General features: G+C 57.7%; 14 protein-coding genes. 13 read left to right on the top strand and 1 reads right to left on the bottom strand.

Going from position 1 to position 18,523, the window contains the following annotated elements:
- The first annotated feature begins 15 nt into the window (after positions 1–15).
- From tssA to tagF, 13 genes are read left to right on the top strand one after another with little or no spacing between them, the layout of a single operon-like run.
- On the top strand, positions 16–1,158 hold the full coding sequence (tssA, locus tag QOL67_RS20000) for a type VI secretion system protein TssA (RefSeq protein ID WP_283427762.1): 1,143 nt from the start codon (positions 16–18) through the stop codon (positions 1,156–1,158).
- A gap of 25 nt (positions 1,159–1,183) precedes the next feature.
- On the top strand, positions 1,184–1,717 hold the full coding sequence (gene tssB / locus QOL67_RS19995; protein WP_283427761.1) for a type VI secretion system contractile sheath small subunit: 534 nt from the start codon (positions 1,184–1,186) through the stop codon (positions 1,715–1,717).
- A gap of 3 nt (positions 1,718–1,720) precedes the next feature.
- Positions 1,721–3,229 (top strand): type VI secretion system contractile sheath large subunit, encoded by a 1,509-nt coding sequence (tssC, locus tag QOL67_RS19990; protein ID WP_283427760.1) that lies wholly within the window; start codon positions 1,721–1,723, stop codon positions 3,227–3,229.
- A gap of 31 nt (positions 3,230–3,260) precedes the next feature.
- The gene (locus tag QOL67_RS19985; RefSeq protein WP_283427759.1) at positions 3,261–3,749 is read left to right on the top strand and encodes an Hcp family type VI secretion system effector; all 489 of its coding nucleotides are present in this window, start codon (positions 3,261–3,263) and stop codon (positions 3,747–3,749) included.
- 21 nt (positions 3,750–3,770) lie between these two features.
- Complete coding sequence (locus QOL67_RS19980; RefSeq protein ID WP_283427758.1) at positions 3,771–4,496, top strand: type VI secretion system baseplate subunit TssE; 726 nt, start codon at positions 3,771–3,773, stop codon at positions 4,494–4,496.
- Complete coding sequence (gene tssF / locus QOL67_RS19975; protein ID WP_283427757.1) at positions 4,496–6,376, top strand: type VI secretion system baseplate subunit TssF; 1,881 nt, start codon at positions 4,496–4,498, stop codon at positions 6,374–6,376. The genes QOL67_RS19980 and tssF overlap by 1 nt, the downstream gene beginning before the upstream one ends.
- Positions 6,340–7,407: a type VI secretion system baseplate subunit TssG gene (tssG, locus tag QOL67_RS19970; RefSeq protein ID WP_283427756.1), complete on the top strand. Its 1,068-nt coding sequence runs from the start codon at positions 6,340–6,342 to the stop codon at positions 7,405–7,407. Before tssF ends, tssG begins: the two co-directional genes overlap by 37 nt.
- On the top strand, positions 7,404–8,933 hold the full coding sequence (tagH, locus tag QOL67_RS19965; protein ID WP_283427755.1) for a type VI secretion system-associated FHA domain protein TagH: 1,530 nt from the start codon (positions 7,404–7,406) through the stop codon (positions 8,931–8,933). Before tssG ends, tagH begins: the two co-directional genes overlap by 4 nt.
- Position 8,934: 1 nt before the next feature.
- Positions 8,935–9,387, top strand: a complete 453-nt coding sequence (gene tssJ, locus QOL67_RS19960; RefSeq protein WP_283427754.1) for a type VI secretion system lipoprotein TssJ — start codon at positions 8,935–8,937, stop codon at positions 9,385–9,387.
- 11 nt (positions 9,388–9,398) lie between these two features.
- Complete coding sequence (tssK, locus tag QOL67_RS19955) at positions 9,399–10,733, top strand: type VI secretion system baseplate subunit TssK (protein WP_283427753.1); 1,335 nt, start codon at positions 9,399–9,401, stop codon at positions 10,731–10,733.
- A 4-nt stretch (positions 10,734–10,737) separates the two neighbouring features.
- Positions 10,738–12,096 carry a type IVB secretion system protein IcmH/DotU gene (icmH, locus tag QOL67_RS19950; RefSeq protein ID WP_283427752.1) on the top strand — a complete coding sequence of 453 codons (1,359 nt, stop codon included), beginning with the start codon at positions 10,738–10,740 and terminating at the stop codon, positions 12,094–12,096.
- A gap of 4 nt (positions 12,097–12,100) precedes the next feature.
- Entirely contained in the window at positions 12,101–15,652 is a 3,552-nt protein-coding gene (tssM, locus tag QOL67_RS19945) for a type VI secretion system membrane subunit TssM (protein ID WP_283427751.1), read from the top strand.
- Complete coding sequence (tagF, locus tag QOL67_RS19940) at positions 15,653–16,144, top strand: type VI secretion system-associated protein TagF (protein ID WP_283427750.1); 492 nt, start codon at positions 15,653–15,655, stop codon at positions 16,142–16,144. It abuts the gene before it with no gap.
- Positions 16,145–16,162: 18 nt separating this feature from the next.
- Here tagF and QOL67_RS19935 read toward each other — a convergent pair whose 3' ends face one another.
- Positions 16,163–18,475 (bottom strand): type VI secretion system Vgr family protein, encoded by a 2,313-nt coding sequence (locus QOL67_RS19935; RefSeq protein ID WP_283427749.1) that lies wholly within the window; start codon positions 18,473–18,475, stop codon positions 16,163–16,165.
- Positions 18,476–18,523: the final 48 nt, after the last annotated feature.

The following is an 18,523-nucleotide window of genomic DNA, read 5'->3' as shown; positions in this document are numbered from 1 at the left end:
TTTGGAGAATGAGGCATGGATATTTCCAGCCTCCTCGGACCTCTAGAGGGGGACTCTCCGTCCGGTATTGAACTCAGAAATGAGAGTGAATTTCACTCTCTTGAGCGAATGGTGCAGCCCGCCGGACGTGAACATCGCCTGAACGACGACGGAACAATCAATCCAAAAACACCGGATGTTGATTGGACGGTTGTAGCAACGGACGCATCGGCGCTCGCCAAAAAGGGGCGGGACTTGCGCCTGCTCGTGATTTTTGTGCGGGCGTTGTACGCGCAGGATGGATTTGCTGGTCTGGTTTCCGGGCTTGGACTGCTCAGCGACACTTTGGATCAGCATTGGGCCACGCTCCATCCGGCGTTACGCGCGCGAGATGATCCAACGATGGCTTCCCTGCCCCGTGCCAATGCTTTGCGTCAACTTGAAAACGACAACAACGGGCTGTTGGGCGATTTGAAGTTTGATGTGGTGCTCAACCCACGTGGCATCGGAGCCATCATGGGTGATGATTTGGCCAAAGCATCGTTGAGCAACTACGACATGCTCAGTCGCGCGGCGGCTGGCCTCAACCAAAGCGAGAAAGACGCGCTGTCCGCCAGTCATGAGACCTTGGTCAATCGGGTCAATGCTGCCTGCCGACAATTTGCTGATCAGGACGCGGAGACCGCCGCAAAATTGGTGGCTGACATTGCCACCTGTGAAACCGCCACTGCCGCACTTGTCGCAACATTTGCCAATACCTCTGGTGTTCCAGATGGCACAGGTCTGAATCTTTCGGAACTTGCCGAGTATTTGGCACAGATCAAAACCACCCTAGAAAGCGCGATTGCCGTCATTGGCGACGGTTCAGCACAAGCCGAAGACGGCACATCCGCTGGCACGCCAGAACAGCTCAATGGGAGTGCCTCAATGGTACAATCAACAGCCGCCTCAGGCACCGAAGGGGGGGCGGTCAATTCCCGCGAAGACGTTGAAACCGCACTGGACCAGATTGTTGCATTTTATGAACGCACTGAACCGTCCAGCCCCATCCCCCATCTTGCCCGGCGCATGCGCCGAATGGTGGCGATGGATTTCCTGGAACTCATAGAAGAAATCGCCCCGTCGGGCCTCAAGGAATTTCGAAATATCGCGGGGGTCGAAGATCAACGCGCAAAATAGTATTACAAAGGAGGGCTTTTGAAGAATGAATACCAGTAAACAGAAGGTCATAGAGCGCAACCGGGCCCCGCGTGTCCAAATCGCCTATGATGTGGAACATTACGGCAGCCCAACCACCATTGAACTGCCGTTTGTTATGGGCGTTATGGCTGATCTGGCGGGGGCAAGCGAGACGTCCGAAGCGCAAAAGTCTGTCAACGACCGCGCCTTTGTGGAAACCGACGCCGGCCGGTTCGGCAAGTTCATGGAGGCGCTCTCACCTCGGGTCAAAACTCGGGTGCCGAACACGCTTCCCGTGGCCGAGGGCGAAGAGAAAGACGAAGAACTTTTTGTCGACCTCACCTTCAAGAATATGGGCGATTTTGCGCCTGACAAAGTTGCCGAACAGGTGCCCGCGCTTGCCGAGCTGCTCAAGATGCGCGGTCAGCTCGAAGAGCTGCTGAGCTACATGGACGGTAAAGTGGATGCGGAAAAACGCATCGCCCAACTTCTCAACAACGAGCCGCTGCTCCAGCAAGCTGCCGAAGCGGCAGTAGACGCTGAAAAAGGGGAGGGCTAAGTTATGGCTGACGAAGAACTCAAAGCAGGCGGTGGCGCCGCCGAAGCCGAAGCGCTTGATCTCGGTGAATTCAGCGACCTGCTCGAAAAGGATTTCCGCGTCAAAGACAAAGACGGCGAAAAGCTCAAAGAATTGGTGTCAAACCTCGCGGTTGCTGCACAGGAGCGGTCCGGCACCACAGCCATCTCCGGCAATGCGGTCAAATCGATCAAGTCTCTAATTGGAGGCATTGACCAGCTTCTTTCCGAGCAGATGAATGAGATTTTGCACGCTCCGGACGTTTCCAAAATGGAGGGTTCCTGGCGCGGTCTGCATTATCTGGTGAACAACACCGAGACGGATCAAAAGCTCAAAATCCGCGTGCTCAACATCAAAAAGGACGATCTGGCGGACCATCTGGAAGACTATGAAGGTCAGATGTGGGACCAGTCCCCGATTTTCAAAAAAATCTACTCAGACGAGTATTCGATGCTGGGGGGGGAGCCTTTTGGGGCCATCGTGGGCGACTACGAATTTAGCCACAAACCCAAGGATGTGGGCCTGCTGCGCAATATCTCAGGTATTGCTGCCTCCGCACATGCGCCCTTTATTGCGGCTGTGGCTCCACAGCTCTTTCGCATGGAAAGCTGGCAGGAATTGCCCAATCCGCAGGATCTTGAACAGATCGTGTCCAGTCCCGAGTACGCCAGTTGGCAGTCACTGCGCGAAAGCGAAGATGCGCGATATATCGGTCTAGCCATGCCCCGCGTTTTGGGACGGCTGCCTTATGGGGCGGAAACTGTGCCGGTCAAAGGCTTTGACTTCGAAGAAGTCATCGACGGCAAACACGACCACTACACCTGGATGAATGCGGCTTATGCCATGGGTGTGAACATCAACCGCAGCCACAAAATCTCCGGTTGGGGTACCCAGATCCGCGGCGTGGAATCCGGCGGTACAGTGATGAACCTGCCGGTGCACACTTTCCCGACGGATGATGGCTCTGTCGCGATGAAATGCCCAACCGAGATCGCGATTGACGACCGTCGCGAAGCGGAACTGGCCAAGTTGGGCATGATGCCGATCCTGCACCGCAAAAACACCGATGTGGCCGCCTTTATCGGGGCGCATAGCCTGCAGGATGACGAAGCGCGCGCCGGGCGCCTGGTGGACCCGGATGCGCAGGCCAACGAACGGCTCTCAGCCAATCTGCCCTACCTCTTCCCGGTCAGCCGCTTTGCCCATTACCTCAAGGCGATTGCCCGCGACAAAGTGGGCACGTTCAAGGAACGTGGCGATATGCAGATATGGCTCAGCGAGTGGATCAACCGCTATGTGCTGGCCAACCCGGCAATGGCGGATGATGCGGCCAAGGCCAAGCGTCCCTTGGCAGCGGCGGAAGTCGAAGTGGACAGCGTTGAGGGACGTCCAGGCTATTACAACGCCCGCTTCTTCCTACGCCCGCACTATCAACTCGAAGGCATCAACGCGTCTCTGCGCCTCGTATCGGAGTTGCCTTCTGTCAAATCCTGATTTTCGTAACCAGTAAATTGGAGAAATCAAAATGGCACTAACAGGTTACCTGAGTATCGAAGAGATTCCCGGCGAAAGCCAAAGGGTCGATCACGAAGACCAAATTGATGTTCATGACATTGCGTGGAACATCGAACAGGGCTCTGCGGCACAAGTTGGCAAAGGCCGGGCGCGTGCTCGCGCACAGGTCGACGCGCTTCTGATGAAAAAGTATCTGGACGCGTCTTCACCCTATCTGGCTTTGGCCTGTATGCAGGGCAAGTCCTTTGCCAAATGGGAACTTTTCCTTCGCAAAGATTCCGGTGACGCCCACATCGACTATCTGCACATCACCATGGAACATGTCACCATCTCCAAATTCGAGATGGTTGGTATCGGCGAAGATGAAGGTGGTCAGCTGGTCGAAGAGGTGCTGGGAGCCGTGTTTGAGAATGTGACCGTCAAATACACCGTGCAGGAAGAAGATCACTCTGCCGGGGATGAACACGAAATCACCTACGACATCGCAGCCGGGGTCTAGCTCTGACTCAGGACGTACGCAATGGTCGCTGATCACGACAGCCCTCCTGCAGCTCTGCAGGAGGCGGTGCAGCCCTCGCTGTGGGACAGGCTTATCGATGATTTGCCGGGCCTTTTGGCAGAAACCCAGGGGCTGCGCAAAGAGTTGTCTCGCGTGCTCAAGGGCGACGACGCGGCTGTTGATGCCCTGATCGCGGGAGAAGCTCGCGCCATTGCCGCACATCCAGATCTGGATGATGACAGCCGCGCTCTCGCGCACCGGTTATTGTCACGGCAGGCGGCGCTCAGACGGTTGCAGGACGGTGGTGTGGTGGTGACCCCCGAGGTGCTGCGTGAAGCCGTGCGGCGCGACATTGAAATGCTCTTTAATATTGAACGGTTGGAGGCCGATTATTTGTTCACCGAGAAAGAGGCACGTAATTACGACAGCCCATCGCATGTTCTGGAGGACTTTCCCGAGGTGCGCCGCTCCGTCGTGAATTATGGCGTACCGTCTTTCTCTGGCAAGCTTGGGAGTGATTTTGACACCGACCTTTTAGCCCGCGAGCTGCGCGAGGTGCTCACGGTTTTTGAACCCCGCTTGCGGCCTGACAGCCTGCGCGTGAAGGTCAAGGTGGGCGGCAAATCCGGTATGCGCATCGAGATTGACGGGTTGCTGATGATGTCGCCCGCACCTGAACGACTGCGCCTATCCACGGCCATTGATCTGGACAGCGGCCAGGCCACAACCGAACTGGAGGGCAACTGATGGATCAGGCCTTTCTGGAGTACTACGAAGAAGAATTGGGCCATATCCGGTCTCTGGCCAAGGAGTTTGCCACTTTGCACCCCAATGTGGCCGGCAATCTTTCCATCGATTCAGTGCCTTGCCCTGATCCCTATGTAGAACGCCTGCTCGAAGGTGTGGCGTATCTCTCGGCGCGCACTCGGCTTAAGGTGGATGGGGAAAGTTCGCGCTATGTGCGCAATCTTCTCGATGCGCTCTATCCCGATCTTGCCGGCCCGGCACCCGCAATGACGGTGGCGACAATCGAGCCCGGCCCTCAAGTGGATCGCATGGTCGATGGGCATGTGATGGCACGCGGCACGCGCTTCATCGCCTCGTTGCGCGAAGGATTGCAGACCCGCGCCACCTATACCAGCAGCCAAGCGGTGCATTTATGGCCCATCAAGATCGCTGACGCCGAGTTTTTGCAAGACCGTGGTGCGCTCGCGCAGGCAGGCGTTTCCGAGACTTTACTGCGCAATCATGAGGCAGGTATTCGAATCAACTTGGAACGCCGCGGTGCCGGAAGCCTCGCTGAACTCTCGCTGGATCAGCTGGACATCTACTATGGTGCCAGCGGCCGCGGTGGTGCATTGTTTGACGCATTCTTCGGCTTTGGCGGCCCCGTGTTGGCCCGACCCTCTGAAGCGAAAACCGCCCCCTTTATTGAGACGGCCAGCCCGCAAATGATCGGCATATCCGACGGTGAAGCGTTGCTGCCACGGGTCCGGTCTTCTTTCGAAGGCTACCGCCTGTTGCGGGAATACTTCCTGATGCCCGAGCGGTTCTATGCTGCGCGCCTGACGAACCTGGCTTCCGCCGTTCGCAAGACGTCAAAACGCAAGCTGGAGCTGATTGTTCTGCTGCGCCGATCCGATCCCTCACTGGCCGAGATCAAGGCTGGCGATTTCCACCTGTTTGCCACCCCCTTGGTCAACCTGTTTGAACATGAGTGCAATCTGGTGGATCTGAAAACCCACCGTTCCAGCCACATCGTACACGCCGACCGCACCCGCGCGTGGGACTATGAAATTTACCGATTGATGCGTGTAGAGGACGGCGAGGTCCAAGGTCCGCAAGCCCAAATCACCCCGTTGTTTTCCGTCGAACAACAAGCTGACAGCGGACATGTCTATGCCGCAGAGCGTCGCCCCCGTCGCCCCAACACCGACGAGCTCCGGCGCGGTCAGACACGCTCAAGTTACACCGGGGATGACCTCTATGTTTCCGTGGCTATACCGGCGCACCGAAAAGGCGTAAAACCGGTCCGCCGCGTGGATATTCGGGCGTTATGTACCAATCGCGACTTGCCTATTTTGGATGACACCCCCCGTCTGAGCGTCGAAACCGGCGATCCTGTGACCGGGGTTACACTGTTGCGCCCAATGCGGCGCCCCCGCCCCTCTCTGCGTGCATCCCTTCCCTCGGGTGTGGGCGGAGAGGAGCGCATGGATGATCTGACATGGCGATGGATTTCGCAACTCTCGCTGAACCACATCTCGCTCGCGGTGGATGAGGAAAATGCCGAACCCCTGCGCGCGCTCATTCAACTGTACGCAGGTCGCGGCGATCCCAAGCTGGCGCGCCACGGACAATCAATCACCCGGGTCACTTCAGAGCGGCTGATTGAACGCATCGCTCGCCCCGGCCCGATTTGTTTTGGCCACGGCACCGACATCACGCTGGAGGTCGATGACGGCGTGCTCTCCGGCGGATCCAGCCTGTTACTGTCGGCCTTGCTGGCCCAACTGTTTGCGCGCCACACCGGCATCAATTCCTTTGTGCGCACCCGCACGCGACTTTCCCAAAATCAGACGGAGGTGACATGGCCGATGACGCCAGGCAAACGCGCGCTGATTTAGACGTGCAGGCCAATAGAATAGGCCGCATGGACTTCTTCGAATTGTTACGGCAGCTCGAAACTGAAGCGGCACGTTTTGGGCGCGCCGGCGACGCCTCCAAAGAGCCCGCACGGCTAGGACAGTTGCCACGCATGAGCTTTGCCGCCAGCGACGTCGATGCGTTCGCTCCGGGATCGGAAACAGCGCCCCCCCGGATCGACACCAATGTGATTGGATTGATTGGCCCCGAGGGCCCGATGCCCCTGCACCTGACCCGGTGGATCATGGCCCGCATGTCCAATCGCTGGTTTGCTGGCGAAGGCGAAGGTGCCTCCGCGGACAAAGCCTTTCTTGATTTTATCAATATGCTGCAGCATCGGGTGATCGCGCTGTATTGGCGGGCTTGGGCGGATGCACGCGCCGACATCCATGTGGCCTTTGGTGATGGCGGTCGGGTCACCGCCCTGATGCGCTCACTTGCGGGACAAGGATTGCCCGGCACCGTCAGCCTCGATCATCATCTTGAAGGCGCAAAATTGCGGCATGCCACTTCGCTTGCACTGCAGGCCCGCAGCCCGGAGCGGCTCACTGCCTTTCTTGAAACGGTGGTCGGCGTGCCCGTTTCACTTGAGGAATTCACTGGCCGCTGGGTCGACATTCCAAAACATTTGCAATCGCGACTGGGACAGGCTCATGCTGGTCTCGGTACCGCTGCGGTCATGGGCGCCCGTTTCTTTGATCGGGCGGATCAGGCGGAAATCCGTCTAGGGCCACTCACGCAAGCGCAGTTCAAGCAGTTTCTTGAAAGTTCTGTGACTTGGGAACGTCTGCATCATGCGGTCCTGTTTGCTGCTGGGCGCGAAACCGTCTTTTCGCTGCGGCTTGTTTTGGCCGCAGGCGAAGTGCCGGCCGCTCAATTGGGGAACAGCCAACTTGGCCGCACCAGCTGGCTCGCGCCGGAGTCCACAAAGGGCGCCGAAGACCTCGCTTTCAGTGACCTCGCAGACCGCCCTGCCCCTGCCAACAGCGCATCAAGGAGATTGGCCGGATGATACTCAGGTTTGTTCTTGAAAACGCACCACACCCACAGCTGGTCTCCGAAAAAGAATTTGCTGGCGGTCGCCTCGTTATTGGCCGGGGCGCAGATGCCGATTGGCAAATTGATGACCCCGACCAATTTGTCTCGCGCAGCCATGCCATCATCACCGAGGAAAGCGGACGCATAATGGTCACCGACGCCTCCTCTGGCGGACTTTATGTCGACAATGCTGCCAATCCAGTGGGCGCTGGAAACTCCGTGCCCATTGACGCGGGCATGCGTCTGCGTTTGGGCGATTTTGTGCTGCGGCTCGAAGAGGTGACGGTGCGAAAAGCACAAGGAGAAACACCGCGTGGCCGCTCCGGGGCCGGCGTGTTTTCCTTTGAGTTCGGCTCTGAAGAAATCACCCCCGCGCCGAAGAAACGCCCGGACAGCCTGCCTGATCCCTTTGGCCTGCGAGAGGACAACCGCGACGAAGGTCAAGAACGAGAAGAGGCCCGCCCACCCAGACCTTTGGATCAAGACGACCCATTTGATCTCGATTTGCGCGGAGCCCTTCACGCGACATCGTCGACCCCAAGTGAAGACCCAAGCCACAACGAAGGATTTGGCAGCTACTTCAGCGACGCCCCCGTCGCCAAACCCGTCCCCTCCGCTGACACCGATTTCTGGCAGCCTGACGTTGCCTCCGACACAGGCCGCAACCGAACCCGTGGCGAGCCCCACAAAGGCACCGAGAGCCAACCTCCTCAGGCTGCCGCCCCACCGCTGTCAAGCGACCCTTTTGGTCTCAGCGGTGAAGCGGCGGCACAAAGCATACCACCGGTGCAGGAGCCAGAGCCTGTTCGGACCGTCACGCAGCCCTCCAGCCAAGAGTTGGAACAGTCACAATCTGCTTTGCCTGAAACCAGCCACCATCAGCCCACCGCAGCAAAAATACCTTCTGCTTCCACCGCAAATGACGCCGCACTGCGCGCCGCATTTTTTCGTGGCATGGGATTGGATCCTGCACATATGCCACCCGCGGACACCGAGGAGGAAATGGAACGCATCGGTCGTTGTCTACGTTTGTTGGTCGAGGGTGTCATGGCCCTCCTGCGCACCCGTGCAGAGGAGAAAAACCGCGTACGCGTGGCCCAAACCATCATCGCCAGCGCAAATGTGAACCCCCTCAAGTTCCTCGCCACAACAGAAGACGGATTGGCTGCTCTTCTTCAGCCACGCGGCGAAGGCTACCTTGCACCAGAAGACGCGGTGAACTGGGCGTTCCGCGATTTGAACGACCATCAGGTACGCACGTGGACAGCCCTGCAAACCGCGCTGCGCCGTATGATCGACAGTTTTGATCCGGACGAGATCGAGCGCGAGATGCAGGACGCTGGCCTGATGGAAAAACTGCTCGCCGGCGGCTCAAGTGCCAAGATGTGGCAGCTGTACGTGGAGCGCTATAGCGAAATTGCCCGCGCCGCAGAAGAGCGTTTCCTCGGCGAAGTTGGCGCGGATTTTAGAGACGCATATGAAAACCAAGGGAGATCGTGACATGAATTTTTCAAGACGCAGCTTTCTGGCCACCGGCACCGCCGGACTTGTTCTAACAGCCTGCATGGGCGGTGGCGCCGCCACCCTCACCGTTGCGGCTCAGGGCCAAGCGGGCATGAACCCCGGCCCCGATGGCAGCGACCGCCCGGTCACCATTTCGATCCTACAAATGTCAAGCTCCGGTAATTTTGACAGCGCAGATGCCTTTGCTCTGCAAAACCCGTCTGCCGCACTTGGCTCTGAACTGCTCAGGACCGATCAGATCACTCTCGCACCGGGCGGCTCGGGTGAGAAGGTAATCGCGATCCAGCCAGGCACAGCTGTGATTGGCGTGACCGGCGGCTTTCGGGACCCGACAGGTAAAACCGTGCGCACCAAAATCAACGCTCCGACAGGCAATCAAGGCGTTTTGATCAATGTCGGCCCCGGCGGCATCTCTTTGACTTCAGTGTAAAGGACACGTGAATGACTGACAGAAATAGGGTTGTCTGGTCCGAAGGCCTGTTCCTGCGCACCCAGCACTTTCAGCAACAAGATCGCCATACCGAGTGGTTGGTGCGGCGCGCGGTAGACGCCGCCCCCCTGCAATCCTCCGGTTTTGTGGCTTTACAATTGGATCCGGTGGCGGCCGAGGCCGGACAAATCGCCCTACTGCAAGCCGACGGCATTCTGCCAGATGGCACCTTTTTGTCAGCTCCCCACCACACCAGCCAGATCGCGCCAGTGCGCGTCAGTGCCGATACTGTTTCTGGCCTGGTGCACCTCGCACTGCCTGCCGAAGCGGCGGGCGCAAATGATATGGATCCGGCCCATGCAGAGCCCTCCGGTATGCGCTGGCGCGGCACTATGATTACGGCCCGAGACGCCGTGCGAAATGGCGCGGAACCGTCCGACATAGAAGTCGCTCGCACAGCGCCGCGCCTGATCCTTCCGGGAGAAGAAACCACCGGCTACACCACGTTGCCAATTGCCCGCATCGACGGTCTCACCGCCGAAGGAGCCGTAGCATTTGACCCGTTTTTTCTTGCCCCCGCTATTCGCATTGAGGCCGTAGACTGGTATTCTCAATTGCTCAAAGAGCTCGTCACTGGCTTGGATCGTGTGAGCGAAGCCCATGGCTCAATGGTGCTGGGCGGCTCTGGCGCCTCGATGGAAAACCTTCTCATTCTCGAAGCAGCCAATCGAGCCCGGCAGCGCCTTGCGCACTTGGCCGAGCAGAACAATGTCCACCCATCTCAGCTCTTCCTTGAGCTTTCAGGCATTGCCGGACAACTGGCCACTTATGCGGCCTCATCCCGCCGCCTTGGCGAGATCCCTCCCTATCAACACCTTGATCCACAGCCGGCTTTTACCGATCTGGCCGAAACCCTGCGGTCCTTTGTGTTGAGCCTTCAGCATGTGGAACCCAAAGCGCGGCCACTTAAAGTCAGCCGCCACTCCGACAACATCTGGACCGTGCGCATCGACAATCCAGCCTTGCTGAAGAAAAACCGCATTGTGCTGCGTATTGGCGGCGAAATTTCAGATGCGCTTTTGCGCAAAATCTTTGTAGATCAGGCCACGGTTGGTGCGGCGGATGACTTTGACAAACTGTGGACCTCAAAACTGACCGGTATCCCACTTAAGCCACTCAACAGCCAGCCGCGCGAAATCCCCTATGACGGCGAACGCCTCTGTCTTGAGCTTGACCGCACTTCAGAACACTTCGCAGCTCTGGCAGAAGCGCCTGGGTTTGTATTGGGGGTTGCTGGTCAGCTGGAGAAAGAACCTGAAATTGATTGTTACGCGGTGAACCGGTGATCTTATGAATGGTGATGATCCCTTTGGACTGGAAAACGACGCTGGCCGCACAAGGGTGCGACCCGTTCGGCGCAGCCCGCACCCCACCCCGGCGGCACAATCACAGTCGCGTGCAACCGGACCTGGCCTTGAGGCTCGGTTGCGCGACAGCCGCGCCAACGACAACCCTTTTGTCAAAGCCTACGCCCCGCTTCTGGGACTCGCGCCAGAACTGGAACGTGCCACCGCACCAGAAGCCCCGGACATGCTGCGCGGCCGCCTGCAAGACAATCTGACCTATGCGCGCGACAACGCAGTTTCTGCAGGCGTGCCGCTGACCCGGGCGGATCAGGGCGCTTGGTTTGTCGCCGCTCTACTGGACGATGTGGCGCTCAACACGCCCTGGGGAGTGAGCTCGGGTTGGCCACAAAACCCCTTGGTTGCAGCGCTTTATGGCAACGTCGATGCGGGAGAGCGGTTCTTTGACCTCGCCGAAGACCTGATACGATATCCGGAACGAGACCCCGAGTTGCTGGAGCTCGTGTTTCTCTGCCTTTCACTGGGGTTTCGCGGCAAGCATCGAGTCTCTGGCAGTGGCGACGCTGCATTATCCCAAATGCGCAGCCAATTGGCCCGCCTTCTGCGCGATCGCGAAGCAGAAGACGCCCTCCTTGCCCCACACTGGCAAGGGGTTGAGGCCGCTGACGAACCAAAACGATTTGTGGTGCCGCTTTGGTCCATCGCTCTGGTTGGAATTGCGGTGATAACCCTGATTTATGTTGGCCTTGGCATGCGTCTGTCCGCGAAAGGCGAACAGCTCTATACCTTGGCCTCAGTTCTGCCCCCGCCTGACCGCGCCGACATATTCCGACCGATCATCGAAACTGTCGAGGAACCGGTGCTGCCGGTTGCAGCAAACCCCGTGCTTCTTGAGCTGCTGCCACTCTTTGCTGAAGCCGCCCCTAAAGACACTGCACGCGCTTTGACCGGTCGCGAGGATATCGCTGTCGCAGTTATGGTTGTGCAGGCTACCAGCCCTGAAGTTTTCCGTTCCTCCAAGGCTGTTCTGAACCAGGAATACAACGAGCTTGTCACTACAATGGCCGCCGTCATCATCGAGTATCAGGAGGTTATTGGTCAGGTCCGCGTGGTTGGGCACACGGACAGTGTGCCTGTGCAGCGCAGCAACCCCTTCCAATCCAATCAAGGTCTAAGTGAGGCCCGCGCCAAAACGATTGCCGACATGCTGATCGCTGCTGGTGTGCCAGCGGAGCTGATCTCGTCCGAAGGCAAAGCAGCCGCCGACCCGATTGCGGACAACGCCACCAAAGAAGGCCGCGCCCGCAACCGGCGCGTCGAAATTATCTTGCAAAAGAAAGTCTGACAGCATGGGGTTTCTGAAAAAAATCTTGGGCATCCTGTTCTCCCGCACCCTCTGGACGCTCATTGGTATCACTCTGCTCTGTGTGCTGATCTGGTTCTACGGCCCATTGATCAGCTTTGGAGAAAGTGCTCCTCTGGCCTCTGACACCACACGCCTGATTGTAATTGGGCTGATTATCATCCTGTGGCTGGTCTCAATGCTGATCCGCCAATTGCGTGCCGCCCGCGCCAACCGCGCCTTTGTCGCCGAACTTGCCACCCCGGCTCCCGAAGCTGTCTCTGCACCAGGAGAAGAAAACATCGCGGAAGTGCAGGAAAAGTTTCAGGGTATTCTGGACCAACTCAAACGCTCCAAGCTTGGCGGTCGCAAATTCCTGCGCGACATGCCGTGGTACCTGATCATCGGCCCGCCTGGCACTGGTAAAACCACCGCGCTGCGTCAATCCGGCCTGCATTTCCCGATAGATCTTTCTGATGATCTCAAAGGCATTGGCGGCACCCGCAACTGCGACTGGTTTTTCACCGAAGACGCCGTGCTGATTGACACCGCCGGCCGCTATGTGCAGCAACAATCTGATCCGGATGCGGACGCCGCGGAATGGAAAGGCTTTTTGAACCTGCTCCAAAAGCACCGCGGCCGTCGGGCGCTCAATGGTGTCATTCTGACCTTGTCAGTGCTGGAGCTTTTTGGCGACGACGCCTCAATCCGGGAACACGGACGTGAAATCCGCAAGCGCCTGTCTGAGCTGCGCGAAGAGTTGGGCATGAACCTGCCTGTCTATCTGATGATCACGAAGACCGATCTGGTGCAGGGATTTGAAAGCTACTTCGGCGATCTTAACTCGCGGGAGCGCGAGCAGGTCTGGGGCGCGACGCTGGGCACCACGGAGCGGGTCGACACACTGACCGTGGAACGCGAGGCCACGGTATTGCAGGAAGCGCTAGAGGAACGTCTGCTGTCACGCATGTCCGACGATCTGGCATTGTCGGAGCGCGCCGAAGTTTTCCGTTTTCCCAGCCAGATGGAACAGGTTTCCAATCCACTCAAAGTTCTGATCGAGGCCGTGTTTGGCGAAAGCCGTTATGAAGACAGTCCTTGGCTGCGTGGGTTCTACTTCACCTCTGCCACCCAAGAAGGCTCCCCCATCGATCAGATGCTCGCGGGTATTGCTGGCTCTTTGGGTATGACACCGCCGCCACCTGAACGTCGCGCCCATGGAGAGAAACGCTCCTTCTTCCTGCGCAATATGCTGACCGATCTAATCTTCCCCGAGGCAGGCTTGGGTCAGTTTGATCCCCGTGCCGAGGAACGTCGCCGCTGGATCTGGCGCGGCACTTTGGCCGGCACTGCCCTCATAACGGTTTTGCTGGGGACGCTTTTTTTGTTTTCCTTCCTACGCTACCAAAGCGGGCTCAGAGATCAGGAACGCCAGTTGACCTCATTGTCGGCCCGCCTCTCCAACGTGGCCGCACGGCAGGCACCGACCGATCCACTGGACTTAAACCTCGCGCTTGAGGCCGCCAATGAGACCGCGCTGGCCACCACCAAAGTGGCCACAAGCCCTCTAACCGCCCTTGGGCCCACGGCGGAACCCGAACTCGCGCAACTCCAACGTATTTCCTACAGCCATACACTGCGAAACATCCTTGAACCACGTATGGTGGCGATGCTTGAAGCCACGATGTGGCGACACTCCCGTGACCCTGAGTTCCTTTTGGGCGCGCTTAAAAGCTATCAGATGCTCACTGGGCGCGCGCCTTACGATGTCGATTTTCTGGGTGTCTGGTGGCAAACCGTTTTGCCGGACTATGCCCCGATTGATCCCTTTCCCACGGATGAATCCGTGGATCATCAGCTCGCTGCGCTGGAACGTATGGCCGTCGAAGAAACCAAAATCGAAGCTGATCCTGCGTTGATTGCCACAGCGCTGGAGTCCATCTGCACCATTCCCTTGGCCGTGCGAGCCTATCGCGCACTGCGGGCGGAGCCCGCTCTGGCAGGCTTACCTGACTGGATTCCAGCCGAACAGACAGGCCCCAAAGGCACGCAAGTCTTTTCCCGTTTGTCGGAGAAAACACTGCGCGTCGGCCTACCCGGAGCGTTTACTTACAAGGGTTTTCACGAAGGTGTGCTACCGCTTCTTCCCGAAGTTGCCGCGCAGGCTTTACTTGATCGTGCGGTCTTCGCCGGCGGGTGCGCGGAAAGTGCCGAAGCCAACACCAACACGCTAGAGAAGGATATCCTCAAGCTTTACTATGACGACTACGTTGCGCAGTGGGACAGTTTTTTACGTGACGTACGCTTGACCCCAATCAGCGACCTCAATCAGGCGCGCGCCAATCTCAAAGATCTCTCCTCCGTCGATTCCTCGCTGAAACGCCTGTTGCTCTCTGTCGTGACTGAGACCCACCTGGCTTACATTGCACCCGAGGGCGACGGTGGCGAAGCTGCCAAAAAGGCGGGCCTCAGAGCCGCCTCCAAACTGGGTAAAATTGGCAAACTGGTGAAATCAAGCAGCAAGATCGCCCGCAAGTCTGGCGTGGGCAGCAACAGCGGAGGTCCTGAAGAACTGCCACCTGGAACACCGGTTTCCGATCACTTCGCCCCCATTCGAGGCACCGTGCAAGAGGTGGATGGCGTGCCACCATCACTGGACGACGCTGTAGTCGCCCTCTCCGCGCTTTCGAATGAACTACAAACTGTTGCTGCCAGTCCCGATCCGCAATCTGCTCTGCTGGCCCGTGGAGGGCTACCGCAACTGACCGGTGCAATTGCCAATGAAGCCGCTGCCCTGCCGGACCCGATTGATCAGTGGATCGCGGGGATCGCGGGGGATGCCATCAGCGTCACGCGGGACGCCGTCTTGGCGCAGTTAAATGCCCGTTGGCGGGCCGACGTGTTGCCGTTTTGCCAATCTGCTACGGCGGGCCGGTATCCGTTTGATCAATCCAGCGCAATTGACGTGAACACACTCGACTTCTCGCGCCTGTTTGGTCCCGGTGGTTTGATTGACAGCTTCACCAACGACAACCTTGGTGCCTACATCGACACAGCGGTGCGCCCGTGGCAATGGCGCGCCGATTTTGGTCTGGATGCCGAGTTGCTAAAACCGTTTGAAAATGCCCGTTCAATGCGCGATGCGCTTTTCCCCGGTGGTGCAGGCCCAGTGGTGGCCTTTGCATTGGAACCCAAAGACCTGAGCGGCAATGCCTCACGGGTAACCCTGAATGTGGATGGACAGGTTCTGAGTTACTTCAATGCCGCTACCCGCCCTATGCCGATGACCTGGCCGGGGCCGGATGGCACCAATATGATCACGCTGACGTTTGCGCCGGTGGATGGGTCTTCCGAGTTGATCACATCAGAGACTGGAAGCTGGGCGCTGCTGCGCTTGTTGCGCAAAGGCCGCCTGTCCAAAACCGCCCTCCCCGAAATCTTTGGACTGTCACTGGGCGTTAGTGGCTTCTCAGCACGCTATGATCTGCGGGCCAACTCTGTGGAGAACCCGTTTGATCTGCAACTTTTCTCCGGGTTTATCTGCCCACGTGGCTTTTGAATGGTGTCTGATCACGCGCCTGCTTACCAGGAAACCACCGGTTTTTTTGGCAAAGTGCCGGGAGCGGGAGATTTTGTCGCACGCGGCCTATCGCCAGGTGTACGCGGCGTGCTGGATCGCTTCTTGACCACCAAACTTGGCCAAGCAGCGCATCAGCCCGAGCGCTGGCCCAAAGGCGGTATTCGCGCGGCGATCACAGGACCATCCGGGCCGCTTCTATTGTGTGTTGTCCCGTCTCTGGATGCGCACAAACGCGCCTTTCCTGTGGCTGCCTGCGTGGCGCTTAACAAGGCAGACCAAACCGCTGCCGACGCTTGGGCTGAGGCCGTGATTGATCCGCTTTGGCATGAAGACCAGGTAGAAGCTCTCTATGAAGCTTTGCGAACGGCGCCAAAGCCCGCCTCCTCCGAAACACCCATTTCGGTCCCCACTCTCTGGCAGGACCAAACTGCGCCTCAAGACCCGGACCAAGCGATCAGAGAATTGTTCTGACCCTTCCGAGTTAGCGTATCAGTTCAGGTCGATCTTGCTGCCTTTGAGCGTAATGTTTCCGCTCGCTTTGCCAACAATCTTGCCACTGCCTTTTAGGCTGATGTCCTTGCCCTCCAACACGATTGTGCCGTCTTTCTTGAGCTGGAACTTGGCCTTGCCACAGGTCAGCGTGATCTCATCGCCTGCCTTGATTGAGATTTTCTTGCCAACCTCGATATTCAGGTTTTCCCCAACGGTGGCAGATTTGTCCTTACCCACCGCCTCCACCATATTTTCACCAACCTTAACATCTTGGTCTTTACCAATCTCGCTGGCTTGGGTCTTGCCGATCTTCTCCGTTTGATTGCCGCCGATTTCCCAACTGTCCGTTGATCCCACACTATGGCTCTGCGTCGACCCAACTGAGACCGAGCGTGTCGCGCCGATGGTGTTTGTCTGCGGCCCACCAACAGTGCGCGCCTCAGAGGCCCCCACAGTGTCAGCGCGGGCAACTGCGACAGTCACCGCCTGATTGGCGCCAACGGTTTGAGTGTGATTGGCGCCGATGGTTTCGGTTGAGTTGGACCCCACCAAAATTGTTTCGTTGGACCCAACTGTCAAGCTGCGATCCACGCCCACGGTTTCCGTGTCATTGTTGCCAATTCTGACCGTGCGATCGACACCAACCTTAGTGGTTTTGTTGTTGCCTACGGTCTCGTCGCGGTCATTCACAACATCCTGTTTGGCGTCGTGCCCCACGGTCTCGGCAAAATCATTGTCGACATTGCGGGTCTCGTTGTTCTTGATCCATTCGTTGTGGTCTTTTTGCGCTTGAAAATAGACCTCTTCATCACCCGCTTTGTCTTCAAAGCGCAATTCATTCCAGCCACCGCCGCCCAGCGAGGTATTGGACTTCCAGCCGGACTGCGTCGCATTGCCCGGCAGACCATAAGGCGGCATCTGCTCAGCGTTATAAACCCGCCCCGTAATGATTGGCCTGTCAGGGTTGCCATCCAGAAAATCCACAATGACTTCCTGGCCTATGCGCGGGATTTGAATGAAGCCCCAGCCAGATCCAGCCCATGCGGAGCTAACGCGGATGAAACACGTCGAATTCTCGTCGTGCTTGCCTTCTCGGTCCCAGTAAAACTGCACCTTCACCCGCGAGTATTCATCGGTGTAGATTTCTTCGCCCGCAGGACCAACCACGATCGCAGTCTGCGGCCCTTTCATTACTGGCCTTTGCGTAATCCGCTCTGGCCGGAACTCATTGTCGGATGGCACCAGCACATACCGTGCCTCAAAACCGCGATCCTGATCCATCTCTCCGCCCGCAATATATTGACCGTCCCAAATTTGATATTTGGCCTCAAGAATAAAAAACGGGATGTTCTCTGCCTCGCGTGCATGGTCAAAAAGCTTAAAGCGATGGCCAGAACAAGGCATACTGGCGGTCGAATGCGCAAAGGCCTGATGGCGCCGCGCCTGATCTTCAGCACGTCGTACTTTGGATAAATTGACACCGCCGCCTGCATCTTCGTAGGTGCCGGGATAGTCGTAGCGCTCATAGTCGGCCTGCGCGTGTTTGGGTGGCACAGTATCTGCCGACAACAAATCCGTCGAAGGCGTCTCGAAATTATAATCGTTCAGCGCATGTTTGGCAGTGACCACCATGTCTTCGCGCATCAGGGCGCTGATCACGCCGATACCTTCGGTGCCTGCCATCACGTTGGGTTCGAAGCGTAGCTCCGGTGCCTCAGGGCAATCCACGACCATGCTGTCTGCATCTGCAAAGATTAGCTTATGCGCGCCTTCTTCGAATTCAAAGAAATAGCAGATGCCTTCAAATTCCATCATCCGCTGCAGAAAATCCAGATCGCTCTCGCCAAACTGCACGCAGTATTCCCGCGTCTCGTAGCTGCCCGACAGTCGCAACTCGTAATCGCCAAAACCGTATTCACCAAGGATCTGCTCGATGATCTCCACAGCGGTTTTTTCCTGAAAAATACGGTTGTCCGAGGTTTTTGACAGCATCCACAGAAACGGCCTCAAGATCAGACGATAGGCAAACAAGGCATCGTCATCGTTTCCCTCAAATCGGAACTGATCGATGAGACCATGAAAATAGCGCCGCATGTCCGGGTCATCTTCGTTGGTGGTCACGTCTACCGTGACCGGCAACCCCAAAAGATCGTCCGACGCGATGTTGGGGTCGGTGCTAAAGGCCAAAACGTCAAACTGAAAACAGCGGCTGACACGATCCCGCCCGGTCATTTGGCCAAAGATCAAGGCCGGCTGCCCCTCAATCTCGGGCAACGGAGTGGTCAATCGAGCAATGCGGTCGATCGCCATCAGGCGCCTCCCCTCGTCAATTTGGTCACTAAAAGATCTTGATTCAAA

This window comes from Shimia sagamensis (genome assembly GCF_900182745.1).
Taxonomy (GTDB): Bacteria; Pseudomonadota; Alphaproteobacteria; order Rhodobacterales; family Rhodobacteraceae; genus Shimia; species Shimia sagamensis.
This window is presented reverse-complemented; position numbering and strand designations above follow the sequence as displayed.

Excerpts from the sequence above, each read along its gene's own strand:
- tssA (WP_283427762.1), top strand. The coding sequence starts at position 16 with ATGGATATTTCCAGCCTCCTCGGACCTCTAGAGGGGGACTCTCCGTCC.
- tssB (WP_283427761.1), top strand. The coding sequence starts at position 1,184 with ATGAATACCAGTAAACAGAAGGTCATAGAGCGCAACCGGGCCCCGCGT.
- tssC (WP_283427760.1), top strand. The coding sequence starts at position 1,721 with ATGGCTGACGAAGAACTCAAAGCAGGCGGTGGCGCCGCCGAAGCCGAA.
- QOL67_RS19985 (WP_283427759.1), top strand. The coding sequence starts at position 3,261 with ATGGCACTAACAGGTTACCTGAGTATCGAAGAGATTCCCGGCGAAAGC.
- QOL67_RS19980 (WP_283427758.1), top strand. The coding sequence starts at position 3,771 with ATGGTCGCTGATCACGACAGCCCTCCTGCAGCTCTGCAGGAGGCGGTG.
- tssF (WP_283427757.1), top strand. The coding sequence starts at position 4,496 with ATGGATCAGGCCTTTCTGGAGTACTACGAAGAAGAATTGGGCCATATC.
- tssG (WP_283427756.1), top strand. The coding sequence starts at position 6,340 with ATGGCCGATGACGCCAGGCAAACGCGCGCTGATTTAGACGTGCAGGCC.
- tagH (WP_283427755.1), top strand. The coding sequence starts at position 7,404 with ATGATACTCAGGTTTGTTCTTGAAAACGCACCACACCCACAGCTGGTC.
- tssJ (WP_283427754.1), top strand. The coding sequence starts at position 8,935 with ATGAATTTTTCAAGACGCAGCTTTCTGGCCACCGGCACCGCCGGACTT.
- tssK (WP_283427753.1), top strand. The coding sequence starts at position 9,399 with ATGACTGACAGAAATAGGGTTGTCTGGTCCGAAGGCCTGTTCCTGCGC.
- icmH (WP_283427752.1), top strand. The coding sequence starts at position 10,738 with ATGAATGGTGATGATCCCTTTGGACTGGAAAACGACGCTGGCCGCACA.
- tssM (WP_283427751.1), top strand. The coding sequence starts at position 12,101 with ATGGGGTTTCTGAAAAAAATCTTGGGCATCCTGTTCTCCCGCACCCTC.
- tagF (WP_283427750.1), top strand. The coding sequence starts at position 15,653 with ATGGTGTCTGATCACGCGCCTGCTTACCAGGAAACCACCGGTTTTTTT.
- QOL67_RS19935 (WP_283427749.1), bottom strand. The coding sequence starts at position 18,475 with ATGGCGATCGACCGCATTGCTCGATTGACCACTCCGTTGCCCGAGATT.